General features: G+C 72.9%; 23 protein-coding genes. 14 read left to right on the top strand and 9 right to left on the bottom strand.

Features of this window, described 5'->3' with window-relative positions:
• The first annotated feature begins 54 nt into the window (after window positions 1-54).
• The 6 genes from M2302_RS03120 (at window position 55) to rny (ending at window position 6,733) form a co-directional block, all read left to right on the top strand.
• Complete coding sequence (locus tag M2302_RS03120; RefSeq protein ID WP_280836438.1) at window positions 55-1,398, top strand: MFS transporter; 1,344 nt, start codon at window positions 55-57, stop codon at window positions 1,396-1,398.
• 4 nt (window positions 1,399-1,402) lie between these two features.
• Window positions 1,403-1,603: a DUF3046 domain-containing protein gene (locus M2302_RS03115; protein ID WP_088963362.1), complete on the top strand. Its 201-nt coding sequence runs from the start codon at window positions 1,403-1,405 to the stop codon at window positions 1,601-1,603.
• Window positions 1,604-1,788: 185 nt separating this feature from the next.
• Window positions 1,789-2,835, top strand: a complete 1,047-nt coding sequence (gene recA / locus M2302_RS03110) for a recombinase RecA (protein WP_088963361.1) — start codon at window positions 1,789-1,791, stop codon at window positions 2,833-2,835.
• Window positions 2,836-2,850: 15 nt separating this feature from the next.
• A complete protein-coding gene (locus tag M2302_RS03105) occupies window positions 2,851-3,546 on the top strand; it encodes a regulatory protein RecX (protein ID WP_280836437.1) in 696 nt (231 codons plus the stop codon).
• 82 nt (window positions 3,547-3,628) lie between these two features.
• Window positions 3,629-4,333, top strand: coding sequence for a 3-keto-5-aminohexanoate cleavage protein (locus M2302_RS03100; RefSeq protein ID WP_280836436.1), 705 nt, complete (start codon window positions 3,629-3,631; stop codon window positions 4,331-4,333).
• A gap of 633 nt (window positions 4,334-4,966) precedes the next feature.
• Window positions 4,967-6,733 carry a ribonuclease Y gene (gene rny / locus M2302_RS03095; RefSeq protein WP_280836435.1) on the top strand — a complete coding sequence of 589 codons (1,767 nt, stop codon included), beginning with the start codon at window positions 4,967-4,969 and terminating at the stop codon, window positions 6,731-6,733.
• 95 nt (window positions 6,734-6,828) lie between these two features.
• Here the strand turns inward: rny and M2302_RS03090 are convergent, their stop codons facing one another.
• Genes M2302_RS03090 through M2302_RS03075 form a run of 4 tightly spaced genes read right to left on the bottom strand, consistent with a single transcriptional unit; the run spans window position 6,829 to window position 10,248 of the window.
• The gene (locus M2302_RS03090) at window positions 6,829-7,812 is read right to left on the bottom strand and encodes an amino acid ABC transporter permease (protein ID WP_280836434.1); all 984 of its coding nucleotides are present in this window, start codon (window positions 7,810-7,812) and stop codon (window positions 6,829-6,831) included.
• Window positions 7,809-8,516 carry an amino acid ABC transporter permease gene (locus M2302_RS03085; protein WP_280836433.1) on the bottom strand — a complete coding sequence of 236 codons (708 nt, stop codon included), beginning with the start codon at window positions 8,514-8,516 and terminating at the stop codon, window positions 7,809-7,811. Before M2302_RS03085 ends, M2302_RS03090 begins: the two co-directional genes overlap by 4 nt.
• 42 nt (window positions 8,517-8,558) lie before the next feature.
• Window positions 8,559-9,434 (bottom strand): glutamate ABC transporter substrate-binding protein, encoded by an 876-nt coding sequence (locus M2302_RS03080; protein ID WP_280836432.1) that lies wholly within the window; start codon window positions 9,432-9,434, stop codon window positions 8,559-8,561.
• A gap of 58 nt (window positions 9,435-9,492) precedes the next feature.
• Entirely contained in the window at window positions 9,493-10,248 is a 756-nt protein-coding gene (locus M2302_RS03075) for an amino acid ABC transporter ATP-binding protein (protein WP_280836431.1), read from the bottom strand.
• 197 nt (window positions 10,249-10,445) lie between these two features.
• On the opposite strand from M2302_RS03075, the gene selD reads away from it, so the two are divergent.
• The gene (selD, locus tag M2302_RS03070) at window positions 10,446-11,435 is read left to right on the top strand and encodes a selenide, water dikinase SelD (protein WP_280836430.1); all 990 of its coding nucleotides are present in this window, start codon (window positions 10,446-10,448) and stop codon (window positions 11,433-11,435) included.
• 328 nt (window positions 11,436-11,763) lie between these two features.
• Window positions 11,764-12,243, top strand: coding sequence for a hypothetical protein (locus M2302_RS03065; protein WP_280836429.1), 480 nt, complete (start codon window positions 11,764-11,766; stop codon window positions 12,241-12,243).
• A gap of 145 nt (window positions 12,244-12,388) precedes the next feature.
• On the opposite strand, the gene M2302_RS03060 is transcribed toward M2302_RS03065, so the two are convergent.
• On the bottom strand, window positions 12,389-12,616 hold the full coding sequence (locus M2302_RS03060) for a DUF2277 domain-containing protein (protein ID WP_154942825.1): 228 nt from the start codon (window positions 12,614-12,616) through the stop codon (window positions 12,389-12,391).
• 52 nt (window positions 12,617-12,668) lie between these two features.
• On the opposite strand from M2302_RS03060, the gene miaB reads away from it, so the two are divergent.
• Window positions 12,669-14,168, top strand: coding sequence for a tRNA (N6-isopentenyl adenosine(37)-C2)-methylthiotransferase MiaB (miaB, locus tag M2302_RS03055; RefSeq protein WP_280836428.1), 1,500 nt, complete (start codon window positions 12,669-12,671; stop codon window positions 14,166-14,168).
• Between the two features lie 60 nt (window positions 14,169-14,228).
• Here the strand turns inward: miaB and M2302_RS03050 are convergent, their stop codons facing one another.
• Both M2302_RS03050 and M2302_RS03045 read right to left on the bottom strand, forming a co-directional pair.
• Complete coding sequence (locus M2302_RS03050; protein ID WP_280836427.1) at window positions 14,229-15,827, bottom strand: cellulase family glycosylhydrolase; 1,599 nt, start codon at window positions 15,825-15,827, stop codon at window positions 14,229-14,231.
• Window positions 15,828-16,280: 453 nt separating this feature from the next.
• Window positions 16,281-17,489 carry a DUF349 domain-containing protein gene (locus M2302_RS03045; RefSeq protein ID WP_280836426.1) on the bottom strand — a complete coding sequence of 403 codons (1,209 nt, stop codon included), beginning with the start codon at window positions 17,487-17,489 and terminating at the stop codon, window positions 16,281-16,283.
• Between the two features lie 152 nt (window positions 17,490-17,641).
• Here M2302_RS03045 and M2302_RS03040 point away from each other — a divergent pair, with 152 nt between their 5' ends.
• From M2302_RS03040 to dapF, 3 genes are read left to right on the top strand one after another with little or no spacing between them, the layout of a single operon-like run.
• Window positions 17,642-18,412, top strand: a complete 771-nt coding sequence (locus M2302_RS03040) for a hypothetical protein (RefSeq protein WP_280836425.1) — start codon at window positions 17,642-17,644, stop codon at window positions 18,410-18,412.
• Window positions 18,409-19,320, top strand: a complete 912-nt coding sequence (miaA, locus tag M2302_RS03035; RefSeq protein ID WP_348529397.1) for a tRNA (adenosine(37)-N6)-dimethylallyltransferase MiaA — start codon at window positions 18,409-18,411, stop codon at window positions 19,318-19,320. Before M2302_RS03040 ends, miaA begins: the two co-directional genes overlap by 4 nt.
• A 7-nt stretch (window positions 19,321-19,327) precedes the next feature.
• A complete protein-coding gene (dapF, locus tag M2302_RS03030; protein ID WP_280836424.1) occupies window positions 19,328-20,173 on the top strand; it encodes a diaminopimelate epimerase in 846 nt (281 codons plus the stop codon).
• A gap of 187 nt (window positions 20,174-20,360) precedes the next feature.
• On the opposite strand, the gene M2302_RS03025 is transcribed toward dapF, so the two are convergent.
• Entirely contained in the window at window positions 20,361-21,833 is a 1,473-nt protein-coding gene (locus tag M2302_RS03025) for an NAD-dependent malic enzyme (RefSeq protein WP_280836423.1), read from the bottom strand.
• 177 nt (window positions 21,834-22,010) lie between these two features.
• Between M2302_RS03025 and hflX the strand changes: the two genes are divergently transcribed.
• Both hflX and M2302_RS03015 read left to right on the top strand, forming a co-directional pair.
• Window positions 22,011-23,456, top strand: coding sequence for a GTPase HflX (gene hflX / locus M2302_RS03020; RefSeq protein ID WP_280836422.1), 1,446 nt, complete (start codon window positions 22,011-22,013; stop codon window positions 23,454-23,456).
• Window positions 23,457-23,505: 49 nt separating this feature from the next.
• A complete protein-coding gene (locus tag M2302_RS03015; protein WP_280836421.1) occupies window positions 23,506-25,209 on the top strand; it encodes a hypothetical protein in 1,704 nt (567 codons plus the stop codon).
• A gap of 108 nt (window positions 25,210-25,317) precedes the next feature.
• Here the strand turns inward: M2302_RS03015 and lexA are convergent, their stop codons facing one another.
• Window positions 25,318-26,103 carry a transcriptional repressor LexA gene (gene lexA, locus M2302_RS03010; RefSeq protein WP_154942833.1) on the bottom strand — a complete coding sequence of 262 codons (786 nt, stop codon included), beginning with the start codon at window positions 26,101-26,103 and terminating at the stop codon, window positions 25,318-25,320.
• Window positions 26,104-26,160: the final 57 nt, after the last annotated feature.

Genomic DNA, 26,160 nt, shown 5'->3' with positions numbered 1-26,160 from the left:
CGGGGCCGGTTTGCAAGGATGGGGCCGCGTCTGACCCCTTACCGAGGAGGCCGCATGGCCACCGACCTGACCGCGCCGGCCCGTACCCGGCCGGACGTCGCGCCGATCCAGCGACGGACCCTGCGCCTGCTGTTCAGCACCCAGATCATCGGCGGGATCGGCGTCACCATCGGCATCTCGGTGGGGGCGCTGCTCGCCGCCCGGGTCGCCGGGACCGCCGTCGCCGGCCTGGCGCAGAGCGCCGCCGTGGTCGGCGGGGCGCTGCTCGCCGTCCCGGTCACCCGGATCATGAACGGGCACGGCCGGCGACCCGGGCTGGCCGTCGCCTACCTGTCCGGCGCCGTCGGCGCCGTGCTGGTGGTGCTCGCCACGGTCACCCGCTCCGTACCGCTGCTCTTCCTCGGCATGCTGCTCTTCGGCGGCGGCACCGCGGCGAACCTCCAGGCCCGCTACGCCGCGGTGGACCTCGCCGAGCCGGCCCGCCGGGGCCGCCAGCTGTCGCTGATCGTCTGGGCCACCACCATCGGCGCGGTGGCCGCGCCGAACTTCGCCGCGCTCGCCGACCGCACCACCAGTGGGTGGGGACTGCCACCGCTGGCCGGTCCGTTCGCGTTCAGCGCCGCCGCGTTCGTGCTCGCCGCCGTCGTACTCCTGGTGCTGCTGCGGCCCGACCCGCTGCTCACCGCGCGCCGGCTGGCGGCGGCCGACACCCCGGTCGCGGCCGCCGTCGCGGACGTCACCCCGCCGGCCGAGGCCGTCGCCGCGCCGGCGCGGACCGCCCGGCGCGGTGCGGGGATGCGCGCGGCCTGGCAGGTGGTACGCGGCCGCCCGGCGGCCCGGCTCGGCATCGCGGCGGTGGCGGTCGGCCACGTGGTGATGGTCGCGGTGATGTCGATGACGCCGGTACGCCTCGGCGAGTCGCACGGCGACGCCGACGTGCTGCGGGTGGTCGGCATCGTGCTGAGCCTGCACATCGCCGGCATGTACGCGCTCAGCCCGCTGGTGGGCTGGCTCACCGACCGGGTGGGACGGCGCGCGGTCGTCCTCGGCGGCGTCGGGCTGCTGCTGGCCGCGTGCGCGGTCGCCGGCACCGCCGGGCACCACACGCCCCGGCTCTCGATCGGCCTGGCCCTGCTCGGGCTGGGCTGGTCCGGCACCATGGTGGCCGGCTCCACCCTGCTGTCGGAGTCGGTGCCGGCGGCGATCCGGCCGAGCGTGCAGGGTCTCTCCGACCTGACGATGGGGCTGGCCGGCGCCGGCGCCGCCGCCCTGAGCGGGTTTGTCATGCGGGCGGCGGGTTATCCGGTGCTGACCCTGCTGGCGGCGATCGCGGTGGTGCCCCTGGTGGCGCTAGCGTTGCGCCCGGTGCCGGTGGCGGCACCGGACGAGGAGGACTGATCACGTGCGGCTGACCGACTTCTGGGCCCGGCTGGACGAGGCCTTCGGGCCGGGCTACGCGGCCAGCATCGCCCGCGACCAGGTGTTGTCCCAGCTGGGCGGGCGGACCATCGAGCAGGCGCTCGCCTCGGGTGAGCAGACCCACGTGGTGTGGCGGGCCGTCGTCGCCGCCTACCCCGACCGGGTGCCCGCCCGGCTACGCTGAGCGGCGTTTTCGTCGCTCCCGCGTGTCGCTTGCCGACTCGTACACCTGTTCGGCTATTGTCCACAGCGGGGTGCTCGTCCACAGCTCACGGCCCGTCGGCTGGTTTTCTGTCGGACCCAGCGCCTAGCGTGTCCCGCGTGACGCGAAGCTCAGGAAAGACGCCGGCGAAGGCAGGGGTGGCAAACATGGCCGCAGGGCCCGATCGGGAGAAGGCACTCGACCTTGCTCTCGCTCAGATCGACAAGCAGTTCGGCAAGGGTTCGGTGATGCGGCTGGGGGAGCGGCCGGTCATCCAGACCTCGGTGATCCCCACCGGCTCGATCGCGCTCGACGTGGCGCTCGGCGTGGGCGGTCTGCCCCGCGGCCGGGTCGTCGAGATCTACGGTCCCGAGTCCAGCGGTAAGACCACGGTCGCCCTGCACGCGGTGGCCAACGCCCAGCGGGCCGGCGGCATCGCCGCCTTCATCGACGCCGAGCACGCGCTCGACCCGGACTACGCGAAGGCCCTCGGCGTCGACACCGACGCCCTGCTGGTCTCCCAGCCGGACACCGGCGAGCAGGCGCTGGAGATCACCGACATGCTGGTCCGCTCCGGCGCGATCGACATCGTCGTGATCGACTCGGTGGCCGCCCTGGTGCCGCGCGCCGAGATCGAGGGCGAGATGGGCGACAGCCACGTGGGCCTCCAGGCCCGGCTGATGAGCCAGGCGCTGCGGAAGATCACCGGTGTGCTCAACAACACCGGCACCACGGCGATCTTCATCAACCAGCTCCGCGAGAAGATCGGCGTGATGTTCGGCAGCCCGGAGACCACCACCGGTGGTCGGGCGCTGAAGTTCTACGCCTCGGTCCGACTCGACGTGCGCCGCATCGAGAGCCTGAAGGACGGCACCGACGTGGTCGGTAACCGCACCCGGGTCAAGGTCGTGAAGAACAAGGTCGCCGCGCCGTTCAAGCAGGCCGAGTTCGACATCATGTACGGCAAGGGCATCTCCCGCGAGGGCTCGCTGATCGACGTCGGCGTGGAGCAGGCGATCATCCGCAAGTCCGGCGCCTGGTACACCTACGACGGTGACCAGCTCGGCCAGGGCAAGGAGAAGGCCCGGGAGTTCCTCAAGGAGAACCCGGACGTGGCCGCCGAGATCGAGAAGAAGATCCTGGAGAAGCTCGGCGTCGGAGTCGGCGCGGGCGACGCCGCCGGCGGCCCCGAGCTGCCGCCGGTCGACTTCTGATCGGCCGCCGGCTAAGTGGCAGGACGACGCGCCCGCACGGGGCGGGGCTGGGATGCCAGCCCGCCCCGGGCGGGTGACGGCACCACCCCACGGCCCCGTCGGGGTCGTCGTGGCCGGTCCGACGAGACCGAGCCGGAGGCGACCCCGGCCCCACCGCGCGACGAGGCCGAGGTGGCGCGGGAGATCTGCCTGCGGCAGCTCTCGGTGCGCCCGCGTACCCGGGCCGAGCTGGCCGGTGCGCTGGCCAAGCGGGGCATCTCCGACGAGGTGTCGGCCGACGTGCTCGACCGGTACGACGAGGTCGGCATCATCGACGACGCCGCCTTCGCCCGCGCCTGGGTCTCCAGCCGGCACACCGGCCGGGGCCTGGCCCGCCGGGCGCTGGCCAACGAGCTGCGCCAGCGCGGCGTGGACGGCGACGTGGCCAGCGAGGCGCTCGGCGAGCTGGACGAGGAGACCGAGGCGGAGACCGCCCGCGCCCTGGTGGACCGGAAACTGCGCACCGCCCGGGGCGAACCGGACGCGGTGTTCCGCCGGCTGGTCGGGATGCTCGCCCGCAAGGGCTACCCGCCGGGCGCGGCGATCCGCGCGGTGAAGGACGCGCTGGCCGCGCAGAGCGCCGAGGCGGCCGAGTTCGCCGAGCAGATCGACGCCGACGCCCTGGCCGAGGCCGAGGGCGAACTGGATCGGGACGCCCGCGCCGCCGACTGACCCGCCACCCGCTGACCCGATCCGTCCGTGAGACGCCCGGTGCTGACCATGCCGGTGGCGTCCGGGCGGGGAGGATGATCCGGTGTTGAAGGCGTGTCTCAACGGTGGCCGGGGCCACGACGAGCATCCTGGCGTGCCGGTCACCGCGGCCGAGCTGGCCGCCGACGCGCACCGCTGCGCCGCCCTCGGCGTGGCCGCCGTGCACGTCCACCCCCGCGACGCCTCCGGCGTGGAGTCGATGGCGCCGGCGGTGATCGCCGACGCGGTGACCGCCGTCCGGGCCGCCCGGCCCGGGCTCCCCGTCGGGGTGAGCACCGGGGCGTGGATCGAGCCCGACCCGGCCGCCCGGGTCGCCGCCGTACGGGCCTGGACGATGCTGCCCGACTTCGCGTCGGTCAACGCGCACGAGGAGGGGGCGGAGGCCGTCGCCGCCGCGCTGCACGAGCGGGGCGTGCTGGTCGAGGCCGGCCTCTGGACCCCGCAGGCCGTCCGCGCCCATCAGGCGTGGCGGGTGCCGGTCGGGCGGATTCTCGTCGAGTGCACCCCGGACGACCCGAGCCGGGCACTGGCCGACGCCGACGCCATGCTCGCGCTGCTCGCCCCGGGTGGCCCGCCGGTGCTGCTGCACGGCGAGGGTGCCGCCGCCTGGTCGCTGCTCGCCGAGGCGGTACGCCGGGGCCTGGACACCCGGATCGGCCTTGAGGACACCCTCGGCCTCCCCGACGGCGCTCCCGCCCCCGACAACGCCGCCCTGGTCGCCGCCGCCCGCGTCCTCGGCGCTTGCTGAACTCCGCGCCCTCGGCGCCCGCTGACCCGCGCCCTCGACCCCTCCAGATCCCGCGCTCCCGGTGGCCCCCGGCGGGGCCGTGAGCAGGTCCGGAAGGGGACGCGCACCCCGGCTCGCCGGGTCGTTTGTCCGCTGCTGTCCGTCATGCCATCAGCAGCCGGTGACGGGTCAACTTCGCTCCGTTCGGGGGGTTTGATCATGACTCCTTGACCGAACGGCCCTCGGCGACCTAGCCTCGCCCTACAGGCTCACATTGCCCGACCAGCGCAGGCTAAGCGCACAACATAGATCGCGTAACAGAACAGCATCACTTTGGCCAGCTCCACCGGCCTTTGACGGTCGCTCCGGACAGCCGGTCCGGAGCCGATCCGACAACTGCACCCGGCGGTCGACGATGCCCTGCGGGGCACCGCCGACGGAGAGCTGTACCCGCGGCCAGCCGCTCGGTCGGGCGTCCAGGGCCGTGGAGGCGCGTGCCCGCCGGCACGAACCTCCACGGTGTCGACGTTCAGGGGAGGCGGCCATGACGGGGCGGCACAGGGACCACGGGTCCCCAGGGGGTGTCGGTGGTCGGGGGTCCGCCGGTGGCGTAGGGCGGTCCGACCTCGCGCGCGACAGTGCCGGGGCGCCGAGATGAGCGGCGTCGAGGTGGTGCTGCTCGTCGCCGTGCTGCTGCTGGCGCTGGTCGTCGTGGGCGCGGTGCTCTTCGGCGTCCGCACGCTCCGCGGCTTCCGCGCGGCCCCGGCCCCGGAGGACCCGGCCTTCATCGCCGAGAAGGACCGCCAGGAGCAGTCGCTGGCGGCGTTGCGCAGCGCCGCCGACGAGGCGAACAGCACCATCGACGTGGCGAAGTCCGCTGCGGCCGCCGCCCGGACCGAGGCGGCCGCCGCGAAGGCGGAGGCGAAGTCGGCCCGGGCCGAGGCCCACCGGGTGCTCGACGACGCCCGCGCCGAGGCGGACACCATCCTGGAGCGGGCCCACCGGCAGGCCGAGGCCGACGCCGAGCAGTTGCGGACCGCCGCCCGGCGCAGCGGCGAGCGGGAGGTGGCCGTTCTCGCCGCCACCACCCGCGAGCAGGCCGCCGAGGTGGAACGCCGGGCCGCCCGGATGGACGAGCGGGAGCGGCTGCACACCGAGGAGGTCGAGCGCCTGGCCGAGCGGGAACGGCAGCTCACCGCAGCCAGCGCCGAACTGGCGCGGCGGGAGGCCGGGCTGGTGGAGCGGGAGACCGAGCTGGCCGCCGCCGAGGAGCAGCGCCGCCGCGAGTTGGAACGGGTCGCCGGGCTGACCGCCGACGCCGCGCGGGCGGAGCTGATCGAGGCGATCGAGACCCAGGCCAAGCGGGAGGCCGCGCTGCTGGTGCGGGACATCGAGTCCGACGCCCGCAACACCGCCGAGCAGCGCGCCCGGCACATCGTGGTGGACGCCATCCAGCGGGTGGCCAGCGAGCAGACCGCGGAGAGCGTGGTCAGCGTCCTGCACCTGCCCGGCGACGAGATGAAGGGGCGGATCATCGGCCGGGAGGGGCGCAACATCCGCGCCTTCGAGTCGGTCACCGGGGTCAACCTGATCATCGACGACACCCCCGAGGCGGTGCTGCTGTCCTGCTTCGACCCGGTACGCCGGGAGGTCGGCCGGCTCACCCTGGAGAAGCTGGTCCTCGACGGCCGGATCCACCCGCACCGGATCGAGGAGGTGCACGACCTGGCCCGCCAGGAGGTCGAGGAGCTCTGCCACCGGGCCGCCGAGGACGCCCTGGTCGAGGTCGGCATCACCGAGATCCACCCGGAGCTGGTCACCCTGCTCGGCCGGCTGCGCTACCGGACGTCGTACGGGCAGAACGTGCTCAAGCACCTGGTGGAGACCGCGCACATCGCCGGGATCATGGCCGCCGAGCTGCGGTTGGACATCCCCACCATCAAGCGGTGCGCGTTCCTGCACGACATCGGCAAGGCGCTCACCCACGAGGTGGAGGGCTCGCACGCCATCATCGGCGCCGACCTGGCCCGCAAGTACGGCGAGATTGAGGACGTGGTGCACGCCATCGAGGCGCACCACAACGAGGTGCCGCCGCAGACCATCGAGGCGGTGCTCACCCAAGCCTCCGACGCCTGCTCCGGCGGGCGACCGGGCGCCCGGCGGGAGAGCCTGGAGGCGTACGTCAAGCGGCTGGAGCGGATCGAGGAGATCGCGGCCGGCAAGCTCGGCGTGGAGAAGGTCTTCGCCATGCAGGCGGGCCGGGAGGTCCGGGTGATGGTCAAGCCGGAGGACGTCGACGACATCGGCGCGGCGGTCCTGGCGCGGGACGTGGCCAAGCAGATCGAGGAGGAGCTGACCTACCCGGGTCAGATCCGGGTGACCGTGGTCCGCGAGTCCCGGGTCACCGAGATCGCCCGCTGAGTCGGGGCGGCCCGCGCAGCTCGCGGGCCGAGTGGATTACCCGAAGGGCCGCCCCGAATCGTTCGGGGCGGCCCTGATGGTCGGTGCGGCGCGGCTCAAGCGCCTCCGCCGGCGCCGCCTCCGCCGCCCTCGGCCTGCGAGATGAGCGCCGCGGGCGGCGGGTTCTGGGCCGGGGTGTTGGCGGTCTTGCGGCCCTGCGAGAGCCGGCGCTGGAGGTACTGCGCCAGCTTCGACAGCGAGTAGTTGACCACGATGAAGAGCACGGCGATCACGACGTAGACCTGGATCGGGTTGCCCAGCACGCCGATGATCTGCTTGCCGATGTTGAGCGTCTCCTCGTAGCTGATGATGAAGCCCAGCGAGGTGTCCTTGAGCACGACGACCAGCTGGCTGATCAGCGCCGGCAGCATGATCCGGAACGACTGCGGCAGCAGGATCATGCGGGTGACCTGGAGCGGGGAGAGGCCGATCGCGGCGGCGGCCTCCGCCTGCCCACCAGGCAGCCCCTCCATGCCGGAGCGGAGGATCTCCGCGATGACCACCGAGTTGTAGATGGTCAGGCCGATCACCAGGTACCAGAGCGTGTCGAACGAGGCGCCGAACTCGGGGAAGCCGCGAGCCACGAAGAAGATCGTGATGACCACGGGCAGGCCGCGGAACACCTCGACGCAGACCCGGGTGACCGCCGACAGCAGCAGGCTCAGCCCGCGCAGCAGGTACGCCACCGGCGTCGCCAGCCCGGTGAAGCGGCGCCGGGTCAGACTCTTGAGCTGGATGCGCAGCACGGCCAGCAGGGTCCCGATCACCAGCGACGCGACGATGGCCAGCGCCGCCGCGATCAGGGTGTTCTTGAAGCCGAGGCCGATCCGCTCCCAGACCAGGGAGAAGTTCTCGTTGGAGGGGTCGACCAGCGGCCCCCACAGCTCCATCGAGAACTGGCCCTTCTCGTCCAGCGGCCGGTAGACCAGGAAGTACGCCCCGACGAGCAGGGCCACCCCGGCGATCACGCTGCTGATCAGGGTGATCCGCTGCTGGCGGGGGCCGGGGACGTCGTAGAGGACGCTGGTCTGCTGACTCATCGGGCCACCGCCTGTCGCTTCTCGATCCGGTCCAGCAGGGCGCCGAGCGGCACGGTCATGATCAGGTAGCCGATCGAGATGCCGATGGCGACCGGGATGAAGGCGTAGCCCTCGGCGCCGGTGAGCTGGTCGGCCGTGGCCGACAGATCGCCGACGACCCCGAAGAAGCCGGCCAGCGCCGAGTTCTTGATCATCGCGATGATGACCGAGCCGAGCGGCACGATCGAGGCCTTCCAGGACTGCGGCAGCACCACGTAGCGCAGGTTCTGGCCGAAGGTCAGGCCGAGCGAGCGGGCCGCCTCGGCCTGACCGGCGGGCACCGCGTTCACCCCGGACCGCAGCGCCTCGCAGACGAAGGCCGCGGTGTAGAGCACCAGGGCGATCAGGGCGAAGCGGAAGTACGGCAGGTCGGTGTCGAGCCGGCTGAACACCCCATCCAGCCCGGGGATGCGCAGGAAGTCGGCGTTGGAGCCGAGCGCCGGCAGGCCGAAGGCGGCGAAGAACATCACCACGGTCAGCGGCATGTTCCGGAAGACGTTCACATACCCGGTGCCGACCGCGCGCAGCGGCGGCACCGGGGAGATGCGGAGTACCGCCACGACGGCGCCCAGGATCAGGGCGCCGATCGCGGCGAGTACGCAGATCTGGAGGGTGAGCCAGAAACCACCCGCAAAGACGTCGAACTTGTCGATGAGCACGTTCACGGGTCGGTGTTCCTCCCCACCCTCTGCGATCGAAGGATCAGATCAGTAGCGGTTGACGGTCGGGGCGCTGCCCAGCTCCGCGCCGAACTTGCCGGCGGTGTCGTCCCAGGCCTTCTTCCAGCTGCCGTCGGCGAACGCCTTCTCCAGCGTGTCGTTGATGAAGGTACGGAACGCGGCGTCCTCCTTCTTCACCCCGATGCCGTACGGCTCCTTGGTGAAGTTGTCGCCGGCGAGCTTGAAGGAACCCTCGTTCTTGGCGATGTAGCCGAGCAGGATCACGTTGTCCGTGGTGACGGCGTCGACCTGGCCGCCGTTGAGGGCGTCCCGGCACTTGTCGTAGGTGTCGAAGAGCACCAGCTGGGTGGCGACGTCCTTGACGTACTGCTTGATCGTCTCGGCCGGGGTCGAGCCGGTGACCGAGCAGACCTTCTTGGTGCCGTCCTTGAAGGAGTCCGGGCCGGTGATCGTGGTGTCGTCCTTCTTGACCAGGATGTTCTGGCCGGCCTCGTAGTACGGGCCCGCGAAGGCGATGCGCTCCTTGCGCTTGTCGTTGATCGTGTACGTCGCCGCGACGAGGTCGACGGTGCCGTTGACGATGACGTCCTCACGGACCTTCGACGGCGTCTCGACGTACTCGATCTTGTCCTCGGGGATGCCGAGTTCCTTGACGATGATCTTGGCGACCTCGACGTCGAAGCCCTCCGGCTTGCCCGACAGGCCCTTCTGACCGAAGCCCGGCTGGTCGAACTTGGTGCCGATCTTGATCTTCTGCGCCTTGTTGAGCTTCTCCATGGTGCTGCCGGCGGCGAACGACTTGCTGCCGGCGCCGGTGCCCTCGTCGGAATCGCCGCCGCAGGCGGCCATCCCGAGCGCCAGCGTGGCGGCCGCCGCGAGCGCGGCTACGCGCTTGATACGCATACTCATCTCCTTCTTGGACGGAGCCCGCCGGAGGACGGCGTGCTCCACGTACGGACGCCTAGTGCGTGAGGATCTTGGAGAGGAAGTCCCTGGCCCGCTCGCTGCGGGGGTTCGCGAAGAACTCGGCCGGCGGGGCGTCCTCGACGAGCTGGCCGTCGGCCATGAAGATGACCCGGTTCGCGGCGTGCCGGGCGAAGCCCATCTCGTGGGTCACCACGACCATGGTCATGCCGTCGCGGGCCAGCGAGGTCATCACGTCCAGCACCTCGCCCACCATCTCCGGGTCGAGCGCGCTGGTCGGCTCGTCGAAGAGCATCGCCTTGGGCTGCATGGCCAGCGCGCGGGCGATCGCGGCGCGCTGCTGCTGGCCGCCGGAGAGCTGAGCGGGGTACTTGTCGGCCTGGTTGGCGATGCCGACCCGGTTCAGCAGGGCCAGGCCGCGCTCGCGGGCGACGGCCGACTTCTCCTTGCGCACCTTGATCGGGCCGATGGTGACGTTCTCCAGGATCGTCTTGTGCGCGAAGAGGTTGAACGACTGGAAGACCATGCCGACCTCGCTGCGCAGCTTCGCCAGCGCCCGACCCTCGGCGGGCAGCGGCTGCCCGTCGAAGGTGATGGTGCCGGAGTTGATCGGCTCCAGCCGGTTGATCGTCCGGCAGAGCGTCGACTTGCCGGAGCCGGACGGGCCGATCACCACGACCACTTCGCCCCTGCCGACGGAGAGCGACACGTCGTCCAACACGTGCAGCGGGCCGAAGTACTTGTTGACCCCGTCCAGCACGATGAGCGGTTCGCCCGTCGTCACGTCGTACACCGTCCCTGTCGTCTGTCCCGGAAGCGGGGTCGGTCGACCCCCGGTTGGGCAACTGTAGGCGGGGTGAAGTGGCGGAACGCAACCTGGTTGGTCACGGAGCGGTAACACCACTGCCGGCCGTGCCCAGGAGTCCGAATTCCGCCCCGTCGCGGGGAGTCCGAGTGGCGGTGGCGGCGCTCCGCCGAGATCATGTGGGGATGACCGACCGGGTCCGCCTGACCGATTACGCCCGTGGCGGCGGCTGCGCCTGCAAGATCCCGCCCGGCGAGCTGGAGGCGATGGTGGCCGGGTTGGGCCCGGCCGCCGGCACCGCCGACCTGCTGGTCGGGCTGGACCACGGCGACGACGCCGCGGTGGTCCGCCTGGACGAGCGGACCGGGCTGGTCAGCACCGCCGACTTCTTCACCCCGGTGGTCGACGACCCGTACGACTGGGGCCGGATCGCCGCCGCCAACGCGCTCTCCGACGTGTACGCCATGGGCGGCACCCCGCTGGTCGCGTTGAACCTGCTCTGCTGGCCGCGTGAGGTGCTCCCGCTGGAGCTGGCCCGCGAGGTGCTGCGCGGCGGGCAGGACGTGGCCCGGGAGGCCGGCTGCCACCTCGCCGGCGGGCACAGCGTCGACGACGACGGCCCCAAGTACGGCCTGGCCGTCACCGGCGTGGTCCGCCCCGAGGAGCTGATCACCCTGGACGCCGGCCGGGCCGGCCTGCCGCTGTCGCTGACCAAGCCGCTCGGCGTCGGGGTGCTCAACACCCGGCACAAGCGGACCGGCGAGCGGTTCGCCGAGGCGGTCGCCTCGATGATCGCGCTCAACTCCGACGCCGCCCGCGCGGCGGTGGCGGCCGGCATTCGCTGCGGCACCGACGTCACCGGCTTCGGCCTGCTCGGGCACGCCGCGAAGCTGGCCCGGGCCAGCCGCCTCACGGTCGCGATCGACACCGCCCGGGTGCCGTACCTGCCGGGCGCGCGGGAGGCCGTCCGGGACGGGTACGTCAGCGGCGGAACCCGGCGCAACCTGGACTGGGTGACCTCGTGGACCGACTTCGGGTCCACCGCCGAGGCGGACCGGCTGCTGCTCGCCGACGCGCAGACCTCCGGCGGGCTGCTGGTCGCCGGCGAGGTCCCCGGTGGCACCGTGGTCGGCGAGCTGCTGCCCGCCGGCAAGCACCGCCTCGTCCTCCGCTGACGCCGCCCGCCGGTCCCCCGAAGATGCTCCGCTGACGCCGCCCGCCGGTCCGCCCGGGGATGCTCCGCTGACGCCGCCCGCCGCCCCCCGAGGAGGAGCCGCGGCGGCGCGAACCCGACAGGAGCCGGCCGGCCCCGGTTGCCCGGATCGGGCACCATACCCGATAAACTGTCACCTTCCCGCTACTCGGTGCAACGGCGCCCGAGGAAATTTTGCCCGTAATGGTCACAGACCGGTAACTTGCCCCCGGCTGAGGTCAAATGCACCCCACCATCGTCAGTAAGGCCCGATCCGGAGGCCGGTGGGACGAACGCAGCGAGGAGGCGGCATGACCGAGCTGTGGAACTGGAGAATCGACGGGGCGGCACCCGTGGAGGTGTACCCCGCGCTGGCCGAGGCGCTCGGTCGGGTGGTGATGCCCCTCGCCGTCGCCGACCCGGCCCGGCTGCCCACGTACGCGGTGATCTGCGACGTGTGGGAGGCGCCGGGGGAGTTCGGCACGGTGGTGGACTGCTACGGGGTGCCCGAGCGGCTGAACGAGCGCACCAGCATCGCCGCGCTGGCCCGGCTGCTGGACCGCAACTGCCTGCTGACCGACGACACCCTCGACGCCGGCCGGCACCTGCTGGTCGCGCCGGACGGCACGATCCGCCCGGTGCACTTCGACGTGACCGAGACCGACGACGGCGAGGTGCTCAGCAACCAGCGGCTCTGCACGCTGGCCCATCCCGGCTGCCGGGGCTGGTCCCGGTGCCACCGCTCGCGCTGGGCGCCCGACTCGGTCAATCCGGCCCTCGCCGCGGCCTGACCTCGCCGCGGCTGCCGCCCCCCGCCGGGGGCCGGCCCCCGCTCAGCCGGCCCCGACTGACCCGGCCCGGGCTCAGCCGGCCCCCGCTCAGCCGGCCCGCGCCGGGCGGCCCCTGCTCAGCCGGCCCGCGCCGGGCGGCCCCTGCTCAGCCGGCCCGTGCCGGGCGGGAGCCGCGGACCTGCAACTGGTCGAGCAGGGTCGCCGTGGCGGCGGCCACCGCGCGTACCGCCGCGTCGAACGCCTCGGCGTTGTGCGCGGCCGGGGCGCGGAAGCCGGAGATCTTACGGACGTACTGCAACGCCGCCGCCTCGATGTCGGCCGGCGTCACCTCCGGCACGTACGGCTCACGCAGGGTCTTGATGCTTCGGCACATGGCTCCTCCTCGTTCGGGTCCACCCGGTCGGCCCGGATACGCTGTGCACGTCATGACTACCGCAGCCGCCAGCAGCCCGCGCACCTACCAGGTGCGCACCTACGGCTGCCAGATGAACGTGCACGACTCCGAGCGCATTTCCGGCCTGCTGGAGCAGGCCGGCTACGTGCGCGCCGCCGAGGTCGACGACAACCCGGACGTGGTGGTGTTCAACACCTGCGCCGTCCGGGAGAACGCCGACAATCGGCTCTACGGCAACCTGGGTCATCTGCGCCCCGTGAAGGACAAGCACCCCGGCATGCAGATCGCTGTCGGCGGCTGCCTGGCCCAGAAGGACCGCGGCGACATCGTCCGCAAGGCGCCCTGGGTCGACGTCGTCTTCGGCACGCACAACATCGGCTCGCTGCCGGTGCTGCTGGAGCGGGCCCGGCACAACACCGCCGCCGAGGTGGAGATCCTCGAATCCCTCGACGTCTTCCCCTCCACGCTGCCCACCCGGCGCGAGTCGACGTACGCCGGCTGGGTGTCGATCTCGGTGGGCTGCAACAACACCTGCACGTTCTGCATCGTGCCCTCCCTGCGCGGCAAGGAGAAGGACCGCCGCCCCGGCGACATCCTCTCCGAGGTGCGCGCCCTGGTCGACGAGGGCGTGCTGGAGGTGACTCTGCTCGGGCAGAACGTCAACTCCTACGGCGTGGAGTTCGGCGACCGGTACGCGTTCGGCAAGCTGCTGCGCGCCTGCGGTGACATCGACGGGCTGGAGCGGGTCCGGTTCACCAGCCCGCACCCGAAGGACTTCACCGACGACGTGATCGCCGCGATGGCCGAGACGCCGAACGTCTGCCACTCGCTGCACATGCCGTTGCAGTCCGGCTCCGACGATGTGCTGCGCGCGATGCGCCGCTCGTACCGGTCCGAGAAGTACCTGGGGATCATCGAGAAGGTCCGGGCGGCGATGCCGGACGCGGCGATCACCACCGACATCATCGTCGGCTTCCCCGGCGAGACCGAGGCCGACTTCCAGCGCACCCTGGACGTGGTCCGCGAGGCCCGGTTCTCCTCGGCGTTCACCTTCCAGTACTCCAAGCGCCCCGGCACGCCCGCGGCCACCATGGACGGCCAGCTGCCCAAGCAGGTCGTGCAGGAGCGCTACGAGCGGCTGATCGCCTGCGTGGAGGAGATCACCTGGGCGGAGAACAAGCGCCTGGTGGGGGAGACCGTCGAGGTGCTGGTCGCCGTCGGCGAGGGGCGCAAGGACGAGCGCACCGGCCGGCTGTCCGGCCGCGCCCGCGACGGGCGGCTGGTCCACTTCGACGCCGGCTCGTACGCCGGGCAGATCCGTCCCGGCGACATCGTGCACACCGCCGTGACGTACGCGGCCCCGCACCACCTCAACGCCGACGGCGAGCCGCTGTCGCACCGGTGTACCCGGGCCGGCGACGCCGCCGAGGCGGGCCGCTCCCCGCGTACCCCCGGGGTGCTGCTCGGGCTGCCCACGGTCGGCGCGCCGGCCGCGGCGCCCGCGCCGGCGACCGGCTGCGCCGCGCACTGACGCCACCGCCGACGGCCGGGACCTCCACGGAGGCCCCGGCCGTCGGCGTGTCGGGGGCGGTCAGCAGGCGGTGCCGTTGAGCTTCACCGTGCCCGGCGGGGACGCCGCGCCGTTGGCGGTGAAGCCGATCGTCACGGACGCCCCGGCCGCGAGGGACCGCGACCAGTCCGGTGCGGCGGCGGTGACCGTCGTGCCGGACTGGGTGACGGTGGCGTTCCAGCCGCTGGCCAGGCTCACGGACGGCCAGGTCCAGGTCACCGACCACGGGTTCACCGCGGCGGTGCCGGTGTTCTTCACCGTCAGCTCGCCCTGGAAGCCGCCCTGCCAGGCGTTGACCTGCTGGTAGCTGGCGGTGCAGCCGCCGGTCGGCGCGGTGGTCGGCGTCGGGCCCGGGGTGGTCGGCGTCGGCGACGGGCCACCGCCGCCCACCGGCGGGATCAGGTACGGCTGGAGGATGGCCTGCTTGGTGGTGTTGATGTTCGTCCAGTCGTCCAGCGCGATGCCGCCGGTGTCACCGGAGTTCGGGTTCCAGGACCAGTAGGTGAAGGACATTCCGTTGACCCCGGTGCCGGCGTAGGCCATCAGGTTCTCCAGCCAGACCTTGTCCTTCGGGTCCACGAGGGTGCTGCCGAACTCGCCCATCATGATCGGCGCGATGTTCTGCTTGTGCAGGTAACCCCAGTACTTGTCCCAGATCGCCGGCAGGTTCGCCGGGTAGTCGGGGGCGTCGAACCAGGTCTGGCGGTAGACCGAGGTGGCGTACTCGTGCGGTGAGTAGACCAGCCGGTTCGCCACGTTCAGCCGGACCGGGAAGTCCTTGGCCTTGGTGAGGTTGCCGCCCCACCAGCCGCAGTCCTCGTCGTTGCTGGTGTCGCCGTCCCAGACGTTCGACAGCCCGCCGCTGGGGCAGCTCACCCCCTCCACGAAGATCAGCCAGTTCGGCTGCACCCCGAGGATCGCGTTGCCGGCCCGCTCGGCCGCCAGCCGCCAGTCCCGGGCGGTGTCCCCGCAGCCCCAGCAGGCGCCGGTGGCGGCCGGGTTGGTGCCCTCGGCGTGCGGCTCGTTGTGCAGGTCCGCGCCGATCACGGTCGGGTTGCCCGCGTACCGCTGGGCGAGCATCTTCCAGTCGTTGATCCAGGTCGCCTCGGAGACCGTGGAGGTGTACCAGAGCGGCGACTGCCCGGCCGCGGTCGGCCGGTGCCGGTCCAGGATGACCCGCATCCCCTTGCCGCCGGCGTAGTCGATCACCTTGTCGAGGATCTGCAACGGGGAGAGCCCGACCAGGTCGGGGTTGACGAAGTCGTTGATCCCGCTGGCGGTCGCCCCCGGCTTCAGCGCGTCGTTGGAGTAGGGGATGCGCAGCGTGTTGTAGCCGAGGCTGGCCATCTTGTCGAGCTGACCGCGCCACGGGTTGCTCGACCAGAGCCCGTGGAACGTCTTGTTGTCCGTCTCCATGCCGAACCAGTTGATGCCGGTGAGCCGGACCGTGGCGCCGGTGCTGTCGACGATCTTGTTGCCGCTGGTGTGCAGGTAGCCGGTGCCGGTGCCGCCGACGGCGGCGGCCGCCGAGGTGGTGCTGACGGCGGCGGCGACGAGGACGCCGGCCGCGGCGGTGGCGAGCGCGGTGAGCGCGCCGCCGAGGGCGGTGGTTCGGTGCATGCGAGCTCCATTTCGGATGCCCCGCCACGCCATGGTCAGGCTGCGCGAGGGGCGGAGGGCCAGGTGGGTGGCCGCGCTCTTCCGCGGGTACGCGGGCAGTGCGCGGCGGACGGCGTCCCGCGGACGCCTCCACTCGCTACGGACACCGGCGACTCCCCACGGCGGTGTCCACCGTCGATGCCCTCGCGCCGGGGCCTGACCTGGCTCTGCCGCCCATTCTGATCAGCACACCTCGATGCCGTCAACCGCCCCCACCAGGACCACGCTTTCCCACCCGCACCCCCGGCCCACCCCCGACCCACCCCGGGCGCACTTTCCCGGAAAGCGGGCCTATCCGTCGCGGAATGAGCCCGCTTTCTCGGTATGTGCGTGGATCTGGGGGTGTGGGGTGGGGGCGGATGCGCGGGAGCCCCGGTCCCGTCGAGGGACCGGGGCTCCCGGAACGCTACGGCGTCAGCCGGCCTGCTCGGCGAGCTGGAGGAACTGCCGCTTGGAGGCGAGCGCCTGCTCGGCCTCCTTGATCCGGCGGGCGTCCCCGGCGGCCTGCGCCCGGGCCAGCCGCTCCTCGGCCTCGGCCACCTGCGCCCGCATCTGGGCGAGCAGCGGGTTGTCCTCCTTGGTCGTCCGCCGCCAGGCCGAGTCCATGACCTCGCGGACCTTGTCGTCCACGGCCCGCAGCCGCCGCTCCAGCCCGGCGGCGGCCTCCCGCGGCACCCGACCGGCCTCGTGCCACTGCGCCTGGATCTCCCGCAGCTTGGCCTGCGCGCCCTTCGGGTCGGCGTCGACGTCCAGCGCCTCGGCCTCGGCGATCAGGGCCTGCTTGCGCTCCAGGTTGGCCCGCTGCTCGTTGTCGCGGGCCGAGAAGACCTCGCTACGCCGGCTGAAGAAGGCGTCCTGGGCGGCCCGGAACCGTTCCCAGAGCTTCTGCTCGGCCTCCTTGGAGGCGCGCGGCGCGGCCTTCCACTGGTTCATCAGCTCCTTGAGCTGGTTGGCGGTGGCCGCCCAGTCGGTGGAGTCCTTCAGCTTCTCCGCCTCGGCGACCAGCTCCTCCTTGACCGTCTGCGCCTGCTTGCGCTGCTGGTCGAGGGAGGCGAAGTGGGCGCCCCGGCGGCGGGTGAACCCGTCCCGGGCGGCGGCGAACCGCTTCCACAGCTCACCGTCGGCCTTCTTGTCGACCCCGCGGATGGTCTTCCACTCGTCGAGGATCTCCTTGAGCCGGTCACCGGCGGTCTTCCAGCCGGTCGACTCGGCGGCCAGCTTCTCCGCCTCCTCGACCAAGGCGGTCTTGCGGGCGAGCGCCTCGCCGCGGGCGGCGTCCCGGGCGGCCTTGGCCTCACCGGCCTTCTCCTCGGCGACGCCGGCGAGCTTGTCCAGCCGTGTGGCCAGGGCGTCGATGTCGCCGACCACGTGCGCCTCGGCCAGCGAGGCGCGGATCCGGCGGATCGTGGTCAGGGAGTGGCCGGCGTCCGCCGCACCCGAGTTGAGCCGGGCCTCGGTCAGGTCCACCTCGGTCACCAGGTCGGCGAAGCGCCGGGCGAAGTGGGCCAGCCCCTCCTCGGGGGCACCCGCCTGCCAGGATCCGACCACCCGCTCGCCCTCGGCGGTCTTGACGTACACGGTGCCGTCCGCGTCCACCCGTCCGAAGGCAGTCCAGTCGCTCATGTGCCCATCCTCGTTCTCCCGGCGTCTACGGGACGGACCCCGCGAACGCCGCCACGGCGCAGCCAAGTTACTCCCGGCATTGTCACAGGTCCGCCCCCGTGAGTGTGAAGCGCCTGTCGTCGACCGTGACCATACGGTGTCCTACCGCTGCAATGACCGGATCGGCCCGGGGACGCACCGGCGCGTCCGGCTACCGTGAACCCGTGCCTCTGGTCGCCGCCGCCGTCTGCCCCCACCCGCCCCTGATCGTGCCCGAGCTGGCCGGCGCCGCCGTCGCTGAGCTGGACGACCTCCGCGCCGCCTGTGACGACGCCGTCACCGGGCTGCTCACCGCCGCGCCGGACGTGCTCCTGCTGGTCGGCGCCGGGCCACGGACCGCCACCTTCGACGCGGCGGACTTCGGCTCGCTGCGGGCGTACGGGCTGGACCGGCGCGTCCCGCTCGGGAAGACCAACTGCGCCGGCGGCGAGCGGCTGCCGCTGAGCCTGACGATCGGCGCCTGGCTGATCGGCCGGTCGGGAACCCCGCTGCCCCGGCTGGCCCGGTCGGTGGCGACCGACCTGTCGCCGGCGGACTGCGCCGAGCTGGGGGCGGCACTCGCCGGCGAGCCCGATCGCCGGGTCGCGCTGCTGGTGCTGGGGGACGGGTCGGCGTGCCGGGGCCGGCAGGCGCCCGGCTACGACGACCCGCGCGCCGAGGCGTACGACGACGGGGTCGCCCGGGCCCTGGCCGACGCGGACGCCGACGCCCTGCTCGGCCTGGACCCGGTGCTGTCGGCGCAGCTGCGGGTGGCCGGACGGGCGCCCTGGCAGGTGCTGGCCGGCGCGGTCCGCGCGGCCGGCGGCGACTGGCGGGGCGCGCTGCGCCACTACTCGGCGCCCTACGGCGTTGCCTACGTCGTGGCGTCCTGGGAGCCGGCGTGACCGGCACGGTCGTGGCGGTGGTCGGTCCGACCGCCGCCGGCAAGTCCGCGCTGAGCATCGCCCTGGCGCACGCCCTCGACGGTGAGGTGGTCAACGCCGACTCGATGCAGCTCTACCGGGGCATGGACATCGGCACGGCCAAGCTGACCCCGGCCGAGCGGGAGGGCGTGCCGCACCACCTGCTGGACATCTGGGACGTCACCGAGCCGGCAAGCGTCGCGGAGTACCAGCGGCTGGCCCGCGCGGCGGTCGACGACATCCTGGCCCGGGGCCGGGTGCCGCTGCTGGTCGGCGGCTCCGGGCTGTACGTGCGGGCGGTGCTGGAGCAGTTCGAGTTCCCCGGCACCGACCCGGCGGTGCGGCAGCGGCTGGAGGCGGAGCTGGCGGCGGTGGGGCCGGCCCCGCTGCACGCCCGGCTGGCGGAGGCCGACCCGGCCGCCGCGGCCGGCATCCTGCCCGGCAACGGCCGGCGGATCGTCCGGGCCCTCGAAGTGATCGAGCTGACCGGGGCGCCGTTCACCGCCTCGCTGCCCGAACCGACTCCGTACTACCCGTCGGTGCAGCTCGGCGTCGACCTGGACACCGCGCTGCTGGACGAGCGGATCGCGCTGCGGGTGGACCGGATGTGGGCCGACGGGCTGGTCGCGGAGACCCGTGAGCTGGTCGGCCACGGCCTGCCCGAGGGGCGCACGGCCAGCCGCGCCCTCGGCTACCAGCAGGTGCTGCGCTTCCTGGCCGGGGAGCTGACCGAGACGGAGGCGCACGACGAGACGATCCGGGCCACCCGGCGCTTCGTCCGCCGGCAGCGTTCCTGGTTCCGCCGCGACCCGCGCATCCACTGGCTCGACTCGGCCTCGCCGGCGGTTGTCGACACTGCGCTGCGGATGGTCGACGACCATCGGGGATGATGGGGGCGTGGAGTTCACCAAGGGCCACGGCACCGGCAACGACTTCGTCATCCTGCCCGATCCGGACGGGGCGCTCGACCTGACGCCCGCGCTGGTCGCCGCGATCTGCGACCGGCGGCGCGGCGTCGGCGGCGACGGCGTGCTGCGGGTGGTGCGGGCGGCGAAGCATCCGGAGGGCGCCGCCCTGGCGGCCGAGGCCGAGTGGTTCATGGACTACTGGAACTCCGACGGGTCGTTCGCGGAGATGTGCGGCAACGGCGCCCGGGTGTTCGTCCGCTACCTGCTGGAGACCGGGCTGGCCACCCCCGCCGGCGCGGCGCTGCCGGTGGCCACCCGGGCCGGCGTCGTGCGCGCGCGCATCGAGGCCGACGCCATCGCCGTCGAGATGCGCCGCCCCCGGGTGTACGACGCCTCGACGGCCACCCTGGGCGGGCTGACCCTGCCCGGCGCGGCGGTGGACGTCGGCAACCCGCACCTGGTCTGTGCGCTGCCGGCCGGGCTGGAGCTGGCCACCCTCGACCTGACCCACGCGCCCGACTACGACGCCGGGGTCTTCCCGGCCGGGGTGAACGTCGAGTTCATCACCTCGGGAGAGCCGGTCGCCGGCACCGACGGGCACGTGCTGATGCGGGTCTACGAGCGGGGCTCCGCCGAGACGCTCTCCTGCGGCACCGGCGCCTGCGCGGTGGCCGCGGTGGCCCTGCGCGACGCCGCCCGGGACACCGGCACGGTCGCGGTGGACGTCCCCGGCGGTCGCCTGACGGTCACCGTCACCCACGACTCCTGCTGGCTGGCCGGCCCGGCCGTCCTGGTGGCCACCGGCACCATCACCCCCGCCACCCTGCTCCCCTGAGCCGTCGGCCCGTCGACGCACACTTCTTGATCAACGCCGCGGGCCCCCGGGCGCTGCGGCGATCATGAGGTTGACTGGTCGTTTGTTCTATTTCCGGGCGGCCGACTTCATGATCAACGCGTAGGGCGTAGGTCTGGGTGCGGTTGTTGTCGCTTCAGCGACAACAACCGCACCCGGAAGGCGGGCGTCAGGGGGTCGCGCTGGCGTTGGCGGCGATCTCGGGGAGGTCGGCCGGGCCGGAGTCGGCGGCCGGTCGCGGCGCGGTGGCCGGGTTCTGGGCGGCGGCGCGGACGGCGGCGGCGACCGCCGGGGCGACCCGGGAGTCGAAGACGCTGGGCACGATCACCGTCGGGTTGATCTTTTCCTCGCCGACCACGTCCGCGATGGCCCGGGCCGCGGCGAGCGCCATCTCCTCGGTGAACTCCTCGGCGTGCGCGTCGAGCATGCCCCGGAAGACGCCCGGGAAGGCGAGCACGTTGTTGATCTGGTTCGGCTGGTCCGACCGGCCGGTGGCGACGACCGCGGCGTGCTTGCGCGCCTCCCGCGGGTCGACCTCCGGGTCCGGGTTGGCCAGCGCGAAGACGATCGCGTCCTTCGCCATCGTGGCGATGTCGTCGCCGGTGAGGAGGTTGGGCGCGCTCACCCCGATGAAGACGTCCGCGCCGCGGACCGCCCCGGGCAGGTCGCCGGCGTAGTTCTCCTTGTTGGTGTTCTCCGCCAGCCACTGCCAGGCCGGGTTGAGCCCGGTCAGGCCGCGGTGCAGGGCGCCCTGCCGGTCGTACGCGATGATGTCGCCCACGCCCTGGCGCAGCAGCAGCTTCATGATCGCGGTGCCGGCCGCGCCGGCTCCGGAGACGACCACCCGGACGTCCGGGAGCTGCTTGCCCACCACGCGCAGCGCGTTGGTCAGCGCGGCCAGCACGCAGATCGCGGTGCCGTGCTGGTCGTCGTGGAAGACCGGGATGTCCAGCGCCTCGCGCAGCCGGGCCTCGATCTCGAAGCAGCGCGGCGCGGCGATGTCCTCCAGGTTGATCCCGCCGTACGCGGGGGCGATCGCCTTGACGATCTGCACGATCTCGTCGGTGTCCTGGGTGTCCAGCACCACCGGCCAGGCGTCCACCCCGCCGAAGCGCTTGAACAGCGCCGCCTTGCCCTCCATCACCGGCAGCGAGGCGGCCGGCCCGAGGTTGCCCAGACCGAGCACGGCCGAGCCGTCGCTGACCACCGCGACGGTGTTGCGCTTGATGGTCAGCCGGCGGGCGTCCGCCGGGTTCTCGGCGATCGCCATGCAGACCCGGGCCACCCCCGGGGTGTACGCGCGGGACAGCTCGTCGCGGGTGCGCAGCGCCACCTTCGGGCTGACCTCGATCTTGCCGCCGAGGTGCAGCAGGAACGTCCGGTCGGAGACCTTGCGCACGTCCACGCCGTCCAGCGCGGTCAGCGCGTCGACCACCTGGTCGGCGTGGCTGGCGTCGGCGGTGTCGCAGGTGAGGTCGACGATGACGCTGGTCGGGTCGGAGTCGACCACGTCGAGGGCGGTGACGATCGCGCCGGCCTCACCGACCGCGGTGGTCAGCCGGCCGATCGAAGAGGCGTCCGCGGGCACCGCGATCCGGATCGTGATCGAGAATCCGGCACTCGGTAGTCGGGTGATTGCCACGGGGTCCCTCCGTCGACGCTGAGCGGCTCGCCAGGCATTTCTACCCGCCTGCCGAGGTCGCCCGGCATCCGCCCCCGACTTTTGCCACCTCAGGGGCGGGCATATAGCAGGTGCGTCCGGCGTTGCCACATGTCAGGATTACTTTCCTTAGCGGCAAAAAACGGACAGGAGACCGGTTTGCGGAACCAGGAGAGCTTCGTGCCCTTCGAGGACGAGGAGCTCGATGTCACCACCGGCGAGATGGAACTGTCGGAGCGTCAGTCGCTGCGGCGCGTCCCCGGCCTCAGCACCGAACTCACCGACATCACCGAGGTCGAGTACCGGCAGCTGCGCCTGGAGCGGGTGGTCCTGGTGGGCGTCTGGACCGAGGGCACGCAGAACGACGCGGAGAACTCGCTGACCGAGCTGGCGGCGCTGGCCGAGACGGCCGGCTCGCAGGTGCTCGAAGGGCTGATCCAGCGGCGCAACCGCCCGGACCCGGCGACGTACATCGGCCGGGGCAAGGTCGACGACCTGGGCGCGATGGTCCTCGCCACCGGCGCCGACACCGTCATCTGCGACGGTGAGCTGTCGCCGTCCCAGCTGCGCAACCTGGAGCAGCGCACCAAGGTCAAGGTCGTCGACCGGACCGCGCTGATCCTCGACATCTTCGCCCAGCATGCCAAGAGCAAGGAGGGCAAGGCGCAGGTCGAGCTGGCCCAGCTCGAATACCTGCTGCCGCGCCTGCGCGGTTGGGGTGAGACGCTGTCCCGGCAGACCGGTGGTTCCGGTCGCGGCGGCGGCGCCGGCGGCGGCGTGGGTCTGCGTGGTCCCGGTGAGACCAAGCTGGAGACCGACCGGCGGCGGATCCGCACCCGCATCTCCCGGCTGCGCCGCGAGATCAAGGGCATGAAGACGGTACGCCAGACCAAGCGCGCCCGGCGCTCCCGTAACGCCGTGCCCGCGGTCGCCATCGCCGGCTACACCAACGCCGGTAAGTCGAGCCTGCTCAACCGGCTGACCGGCGCGGGCGTGCTGGTCGAGAACGCGCTCTTCGCCACCCTCGACCCGACCACCCGCAAGGCGACCACCTCCGACGGCCGGCTCTACACCCTCTCCGACACGGTCGGCTTCGTCCGGCACCTGCCGCACCAGATCGTCGAGGCGTTCCGCTCGACCCTCGAGGAGGTCGCCGAGGCGGACCTGGTGGTGCACGTCGTCGACGGCGCCCACCCGGACCCGGAGGAGCAGGTCCGCGCGGTCCGCGAGGTGCTCTCCGAGGTCGGCGCCGACCGGCTGCCCGAGCTGCTGGTGGTCAACAAGACCGACGCGGCCGACGAGGACACCCTGCTGCGGCTCAAGCGGCTCTGGCCGGACGCGATCTTCGTCTCCGCGCACAGCGGGCGCGGTATCGACGGGCTGCGACAGGCCGTCGAGGAGCAGCTGCCCCGCCCGGCGGTCGAGGTCCGCGCGGTGCTCCCGTACGACCGGGGTGACCTGGTGGCCCGGGTGCACCGGCAGGGCGAGGTGCTGAGCACCTCCCACCTGCCCGAGGGCACCCTGCTGCACGTGCGCGTCGGTACGGCGCTCGCCGCCGAGCTGGCGCCGTACGCCACGGTGGAGGCGGTCGCCGGGGCGCGGTAGCGCTCCCGGCGTGACACGCCCGTTCACCGCGGCATGCGACACTGGCGCAATGCGCCGCGCTGTTTTCCCGGTCACGGTTGCCCTCGGTCTGCTGGGGGCCACCGTGGCGTCCACCGGTGTCGCCCTGGCGGCACCGGCGACCTCCGCTCCCGCCCCGAAGAAGCGCTGCACCGTCACCGACGAGCGGCTGGACGAGCTCTCCGGGCTGGTGGCGACGAAGACCGGCTACATCGTGGTCAACGACGGCTCGCTGCAGGCGAACCGGAAGCGGGTCTTCTACCTGGACACGAAGTGCCGGGTCACCAAGGAGGTCAGCTATACCGGCTCGGGTCCCTTCGACACGGAGGACCTGGCCGTCTCGCCGGACCGGAAGACGCTCTGGATCGCCGACATCGGGAACAACCCGGGCACGGACCGGCGCCCCCGGATCGCGGTGTGGAGCATGCCGATCGGCGGCGGCAAGCAGCCGGTGCTGCACCGGATGTCGTACCCGGACCAGAAGCAGCGCGACGCGGAGGCGCTGCTCATCGGCGCTGACGGCCTGCCGCTGGTGATCACCAAGGTGCCCAGCGGCAAGGCCGAGATCTACACCCCGACGGGGAAGCTGCCCAAGGGTGACACCGATCCGGTGCCGATGAAGAAGGTCGGTGAGATCAGCCTCCCGGAGACGACCACCGACAACCCGATGAACATCTTCGGTCGGGTGTCGATCACCGGGGCGGCCCGCTCGCCCGACGGCTCGAAGGTGGTGCTGCGCACCTACGCGGACGCCTTCGAGTACGACGTGACCGGCGACGACATGGTGGCGGCGCTGACCACCGGCAAGCCCCTGGTAACTCCACTGGACGACCCGTTCGGCGAGGCGATCTCCTACACCCAGGACGGGAAGACCTTCGTCACCGTCTCCGACGGCGGCACCCTCAACGACGGCGACCCGATCGACATCCTCGCGTACACCCCGTCGACGACGGGGGCCGAGGCGCTCGCCCGTGCCGATGGGCTCAAGAAGCCGGTGGCCGAGAAGTCCTGGTACGACTCGCTCAGCCTGGACCAGATCACGTACCTGATCGGCGCGATCGGCGTGCTCGGCGCGCTGCTGGTCGGCGCGGGCATCGTCGGCATCCTGCGGTCCCGGCGCCGGCCCGCCCCGGCCGACGACAGCCGGGACGGCGACGACCCGTTCTCCTCCGGGGCGATCGACCGGGGCCCCGACGAGGGCTTCGGCCCTGGCGACCGGGACGGTCCGCGCGGTGGGGTCTACGGCGGCGCTCCCGCCGCCGGCGTCTACGGCGGCCCCGCGCCGGCCGGTGGCGCCCCGGGCCGGGCGCCCGGGGGTGGCGGCGTCTACGGCGGCGGCCACCCCGGTGGCCGTCCCGACGGGCCCGGCGTACCGGCCGGCGGGCGTCCGGCCGGGCCGGGCGGGGGTCGTCCCGGTGGCGGCGTCTACGGCGGCGGCCGGCCGGCGGGCGGCGGTGTCTACGGTGGCGCCCCCGCGGGCGCTCCCCAGGGCGGCGGTGGCCCGCGTGGCGGTGGCCCGGGTGGCCCGCCCGGCGGCGTGCCGAACGGCGGCGGACCGCGCGGCGGCGGCGACCCACGAGGTGGCGGCGTCTACGGCGGTGGCGGGCGCGCGGAACCTCCGCGTCGCCATCCTCGGGATCCGCGCTCCGGCCCGCGCCACGGCGACGGGTACGACGACCCGCGGGGCGGCCAGTACGGGTACGGACAGCCGCCCGGCCGGGGCGAACGGTACTGAGCCGAGCAGCACCGCGCTGACGTGACCGGCCGGCCACGCCGGCAGGTGGCCTGACGCGACGACGGGTGGCAGCCCCTGGGGGCGGCCACCCGTCGGGTGCGTGTGGGGTCAGATCCGGCGCAGCACCGCGACGACCCGTCCCATGATGGTGGCGTCGTCGCCGGGAATCGGGTCGAACGCCGGGTTCTGCGGCATCAGCCAGACGTGTCCGTCCCGCCGCCGGTAGGTCTTGACGGTCGCCTCGCCGTCGAGCATGGCGGCCACGATCTCACCGGAGTCGGCGGTCGGCTGCTGCCGGACCACCACCCAGTCGCCGTCGCAGATCGCCGCATCGAGCATCGAGTCGCCCTTGACCTGGAGCATGAAGACCTCGCCCTCGCCGACCAGCTCGCGGGGGAGGGGGAAGATGTCCTCCACCGCCTGCTCGGCCAGGATCGGCCCACCGGCGGCGATCCGGCCCAGCATCGGCACGTACGCCGGGGTGGGCCGCTGGGAGCGGCTCAGCTCGTCGTCGACGGCGTCGCTGGGGGCCCGGACGTCCACGGCGCGCGGCCGGTTGGGGTCGCGGCGCAGGAAGCCCTTCTTCTCCAGCTCCTTGAGCTGGTAGGCGACGCTCGACGGGGAGACCAAACCCACCGCCTCGCCGATCTCGCGCACGCTCGGCGGGTAGCCCTGCCGCTCGACCCAGCTACGGATGAACTCCAGGATCCGGCGCTGCCGGGCGGTGAGGTCGACCGTGGCCGGGTCGGGGAAGCTGCTGACCACCGGGGTGACCGCGCGCACGGCCGGCTGCCCGGTCCGACTGCGGGCGGGGCGGGGGCGCCGAGTGGCCGGCGGACCCGCCTCGGCGATCTGCTGCGGGTTCTTCGGCCGGCTGGCCCGGTCCTCGGTCACGTCCGTCCTCCCTGGTCGGCGCTGGGTGCCTTGGCGGCTCGTGGTGCGTGCGGGGTG

The organism is Micromonospora sp. A200, from assembly GCF_029893845.1.
GTDB classification, from domain to species: Bacteria; Actinomycetota; Actinomycetes; order Mycobacteriales; family Micromonosporaceae; genus Micromonospora; species Micromonospora purpureochromogenes.
The sequence above is the reverse complement of the archived record's forward strand: the minus strand, read 5'-3'. Positions and strand labels throughout refer to the sequence as shown.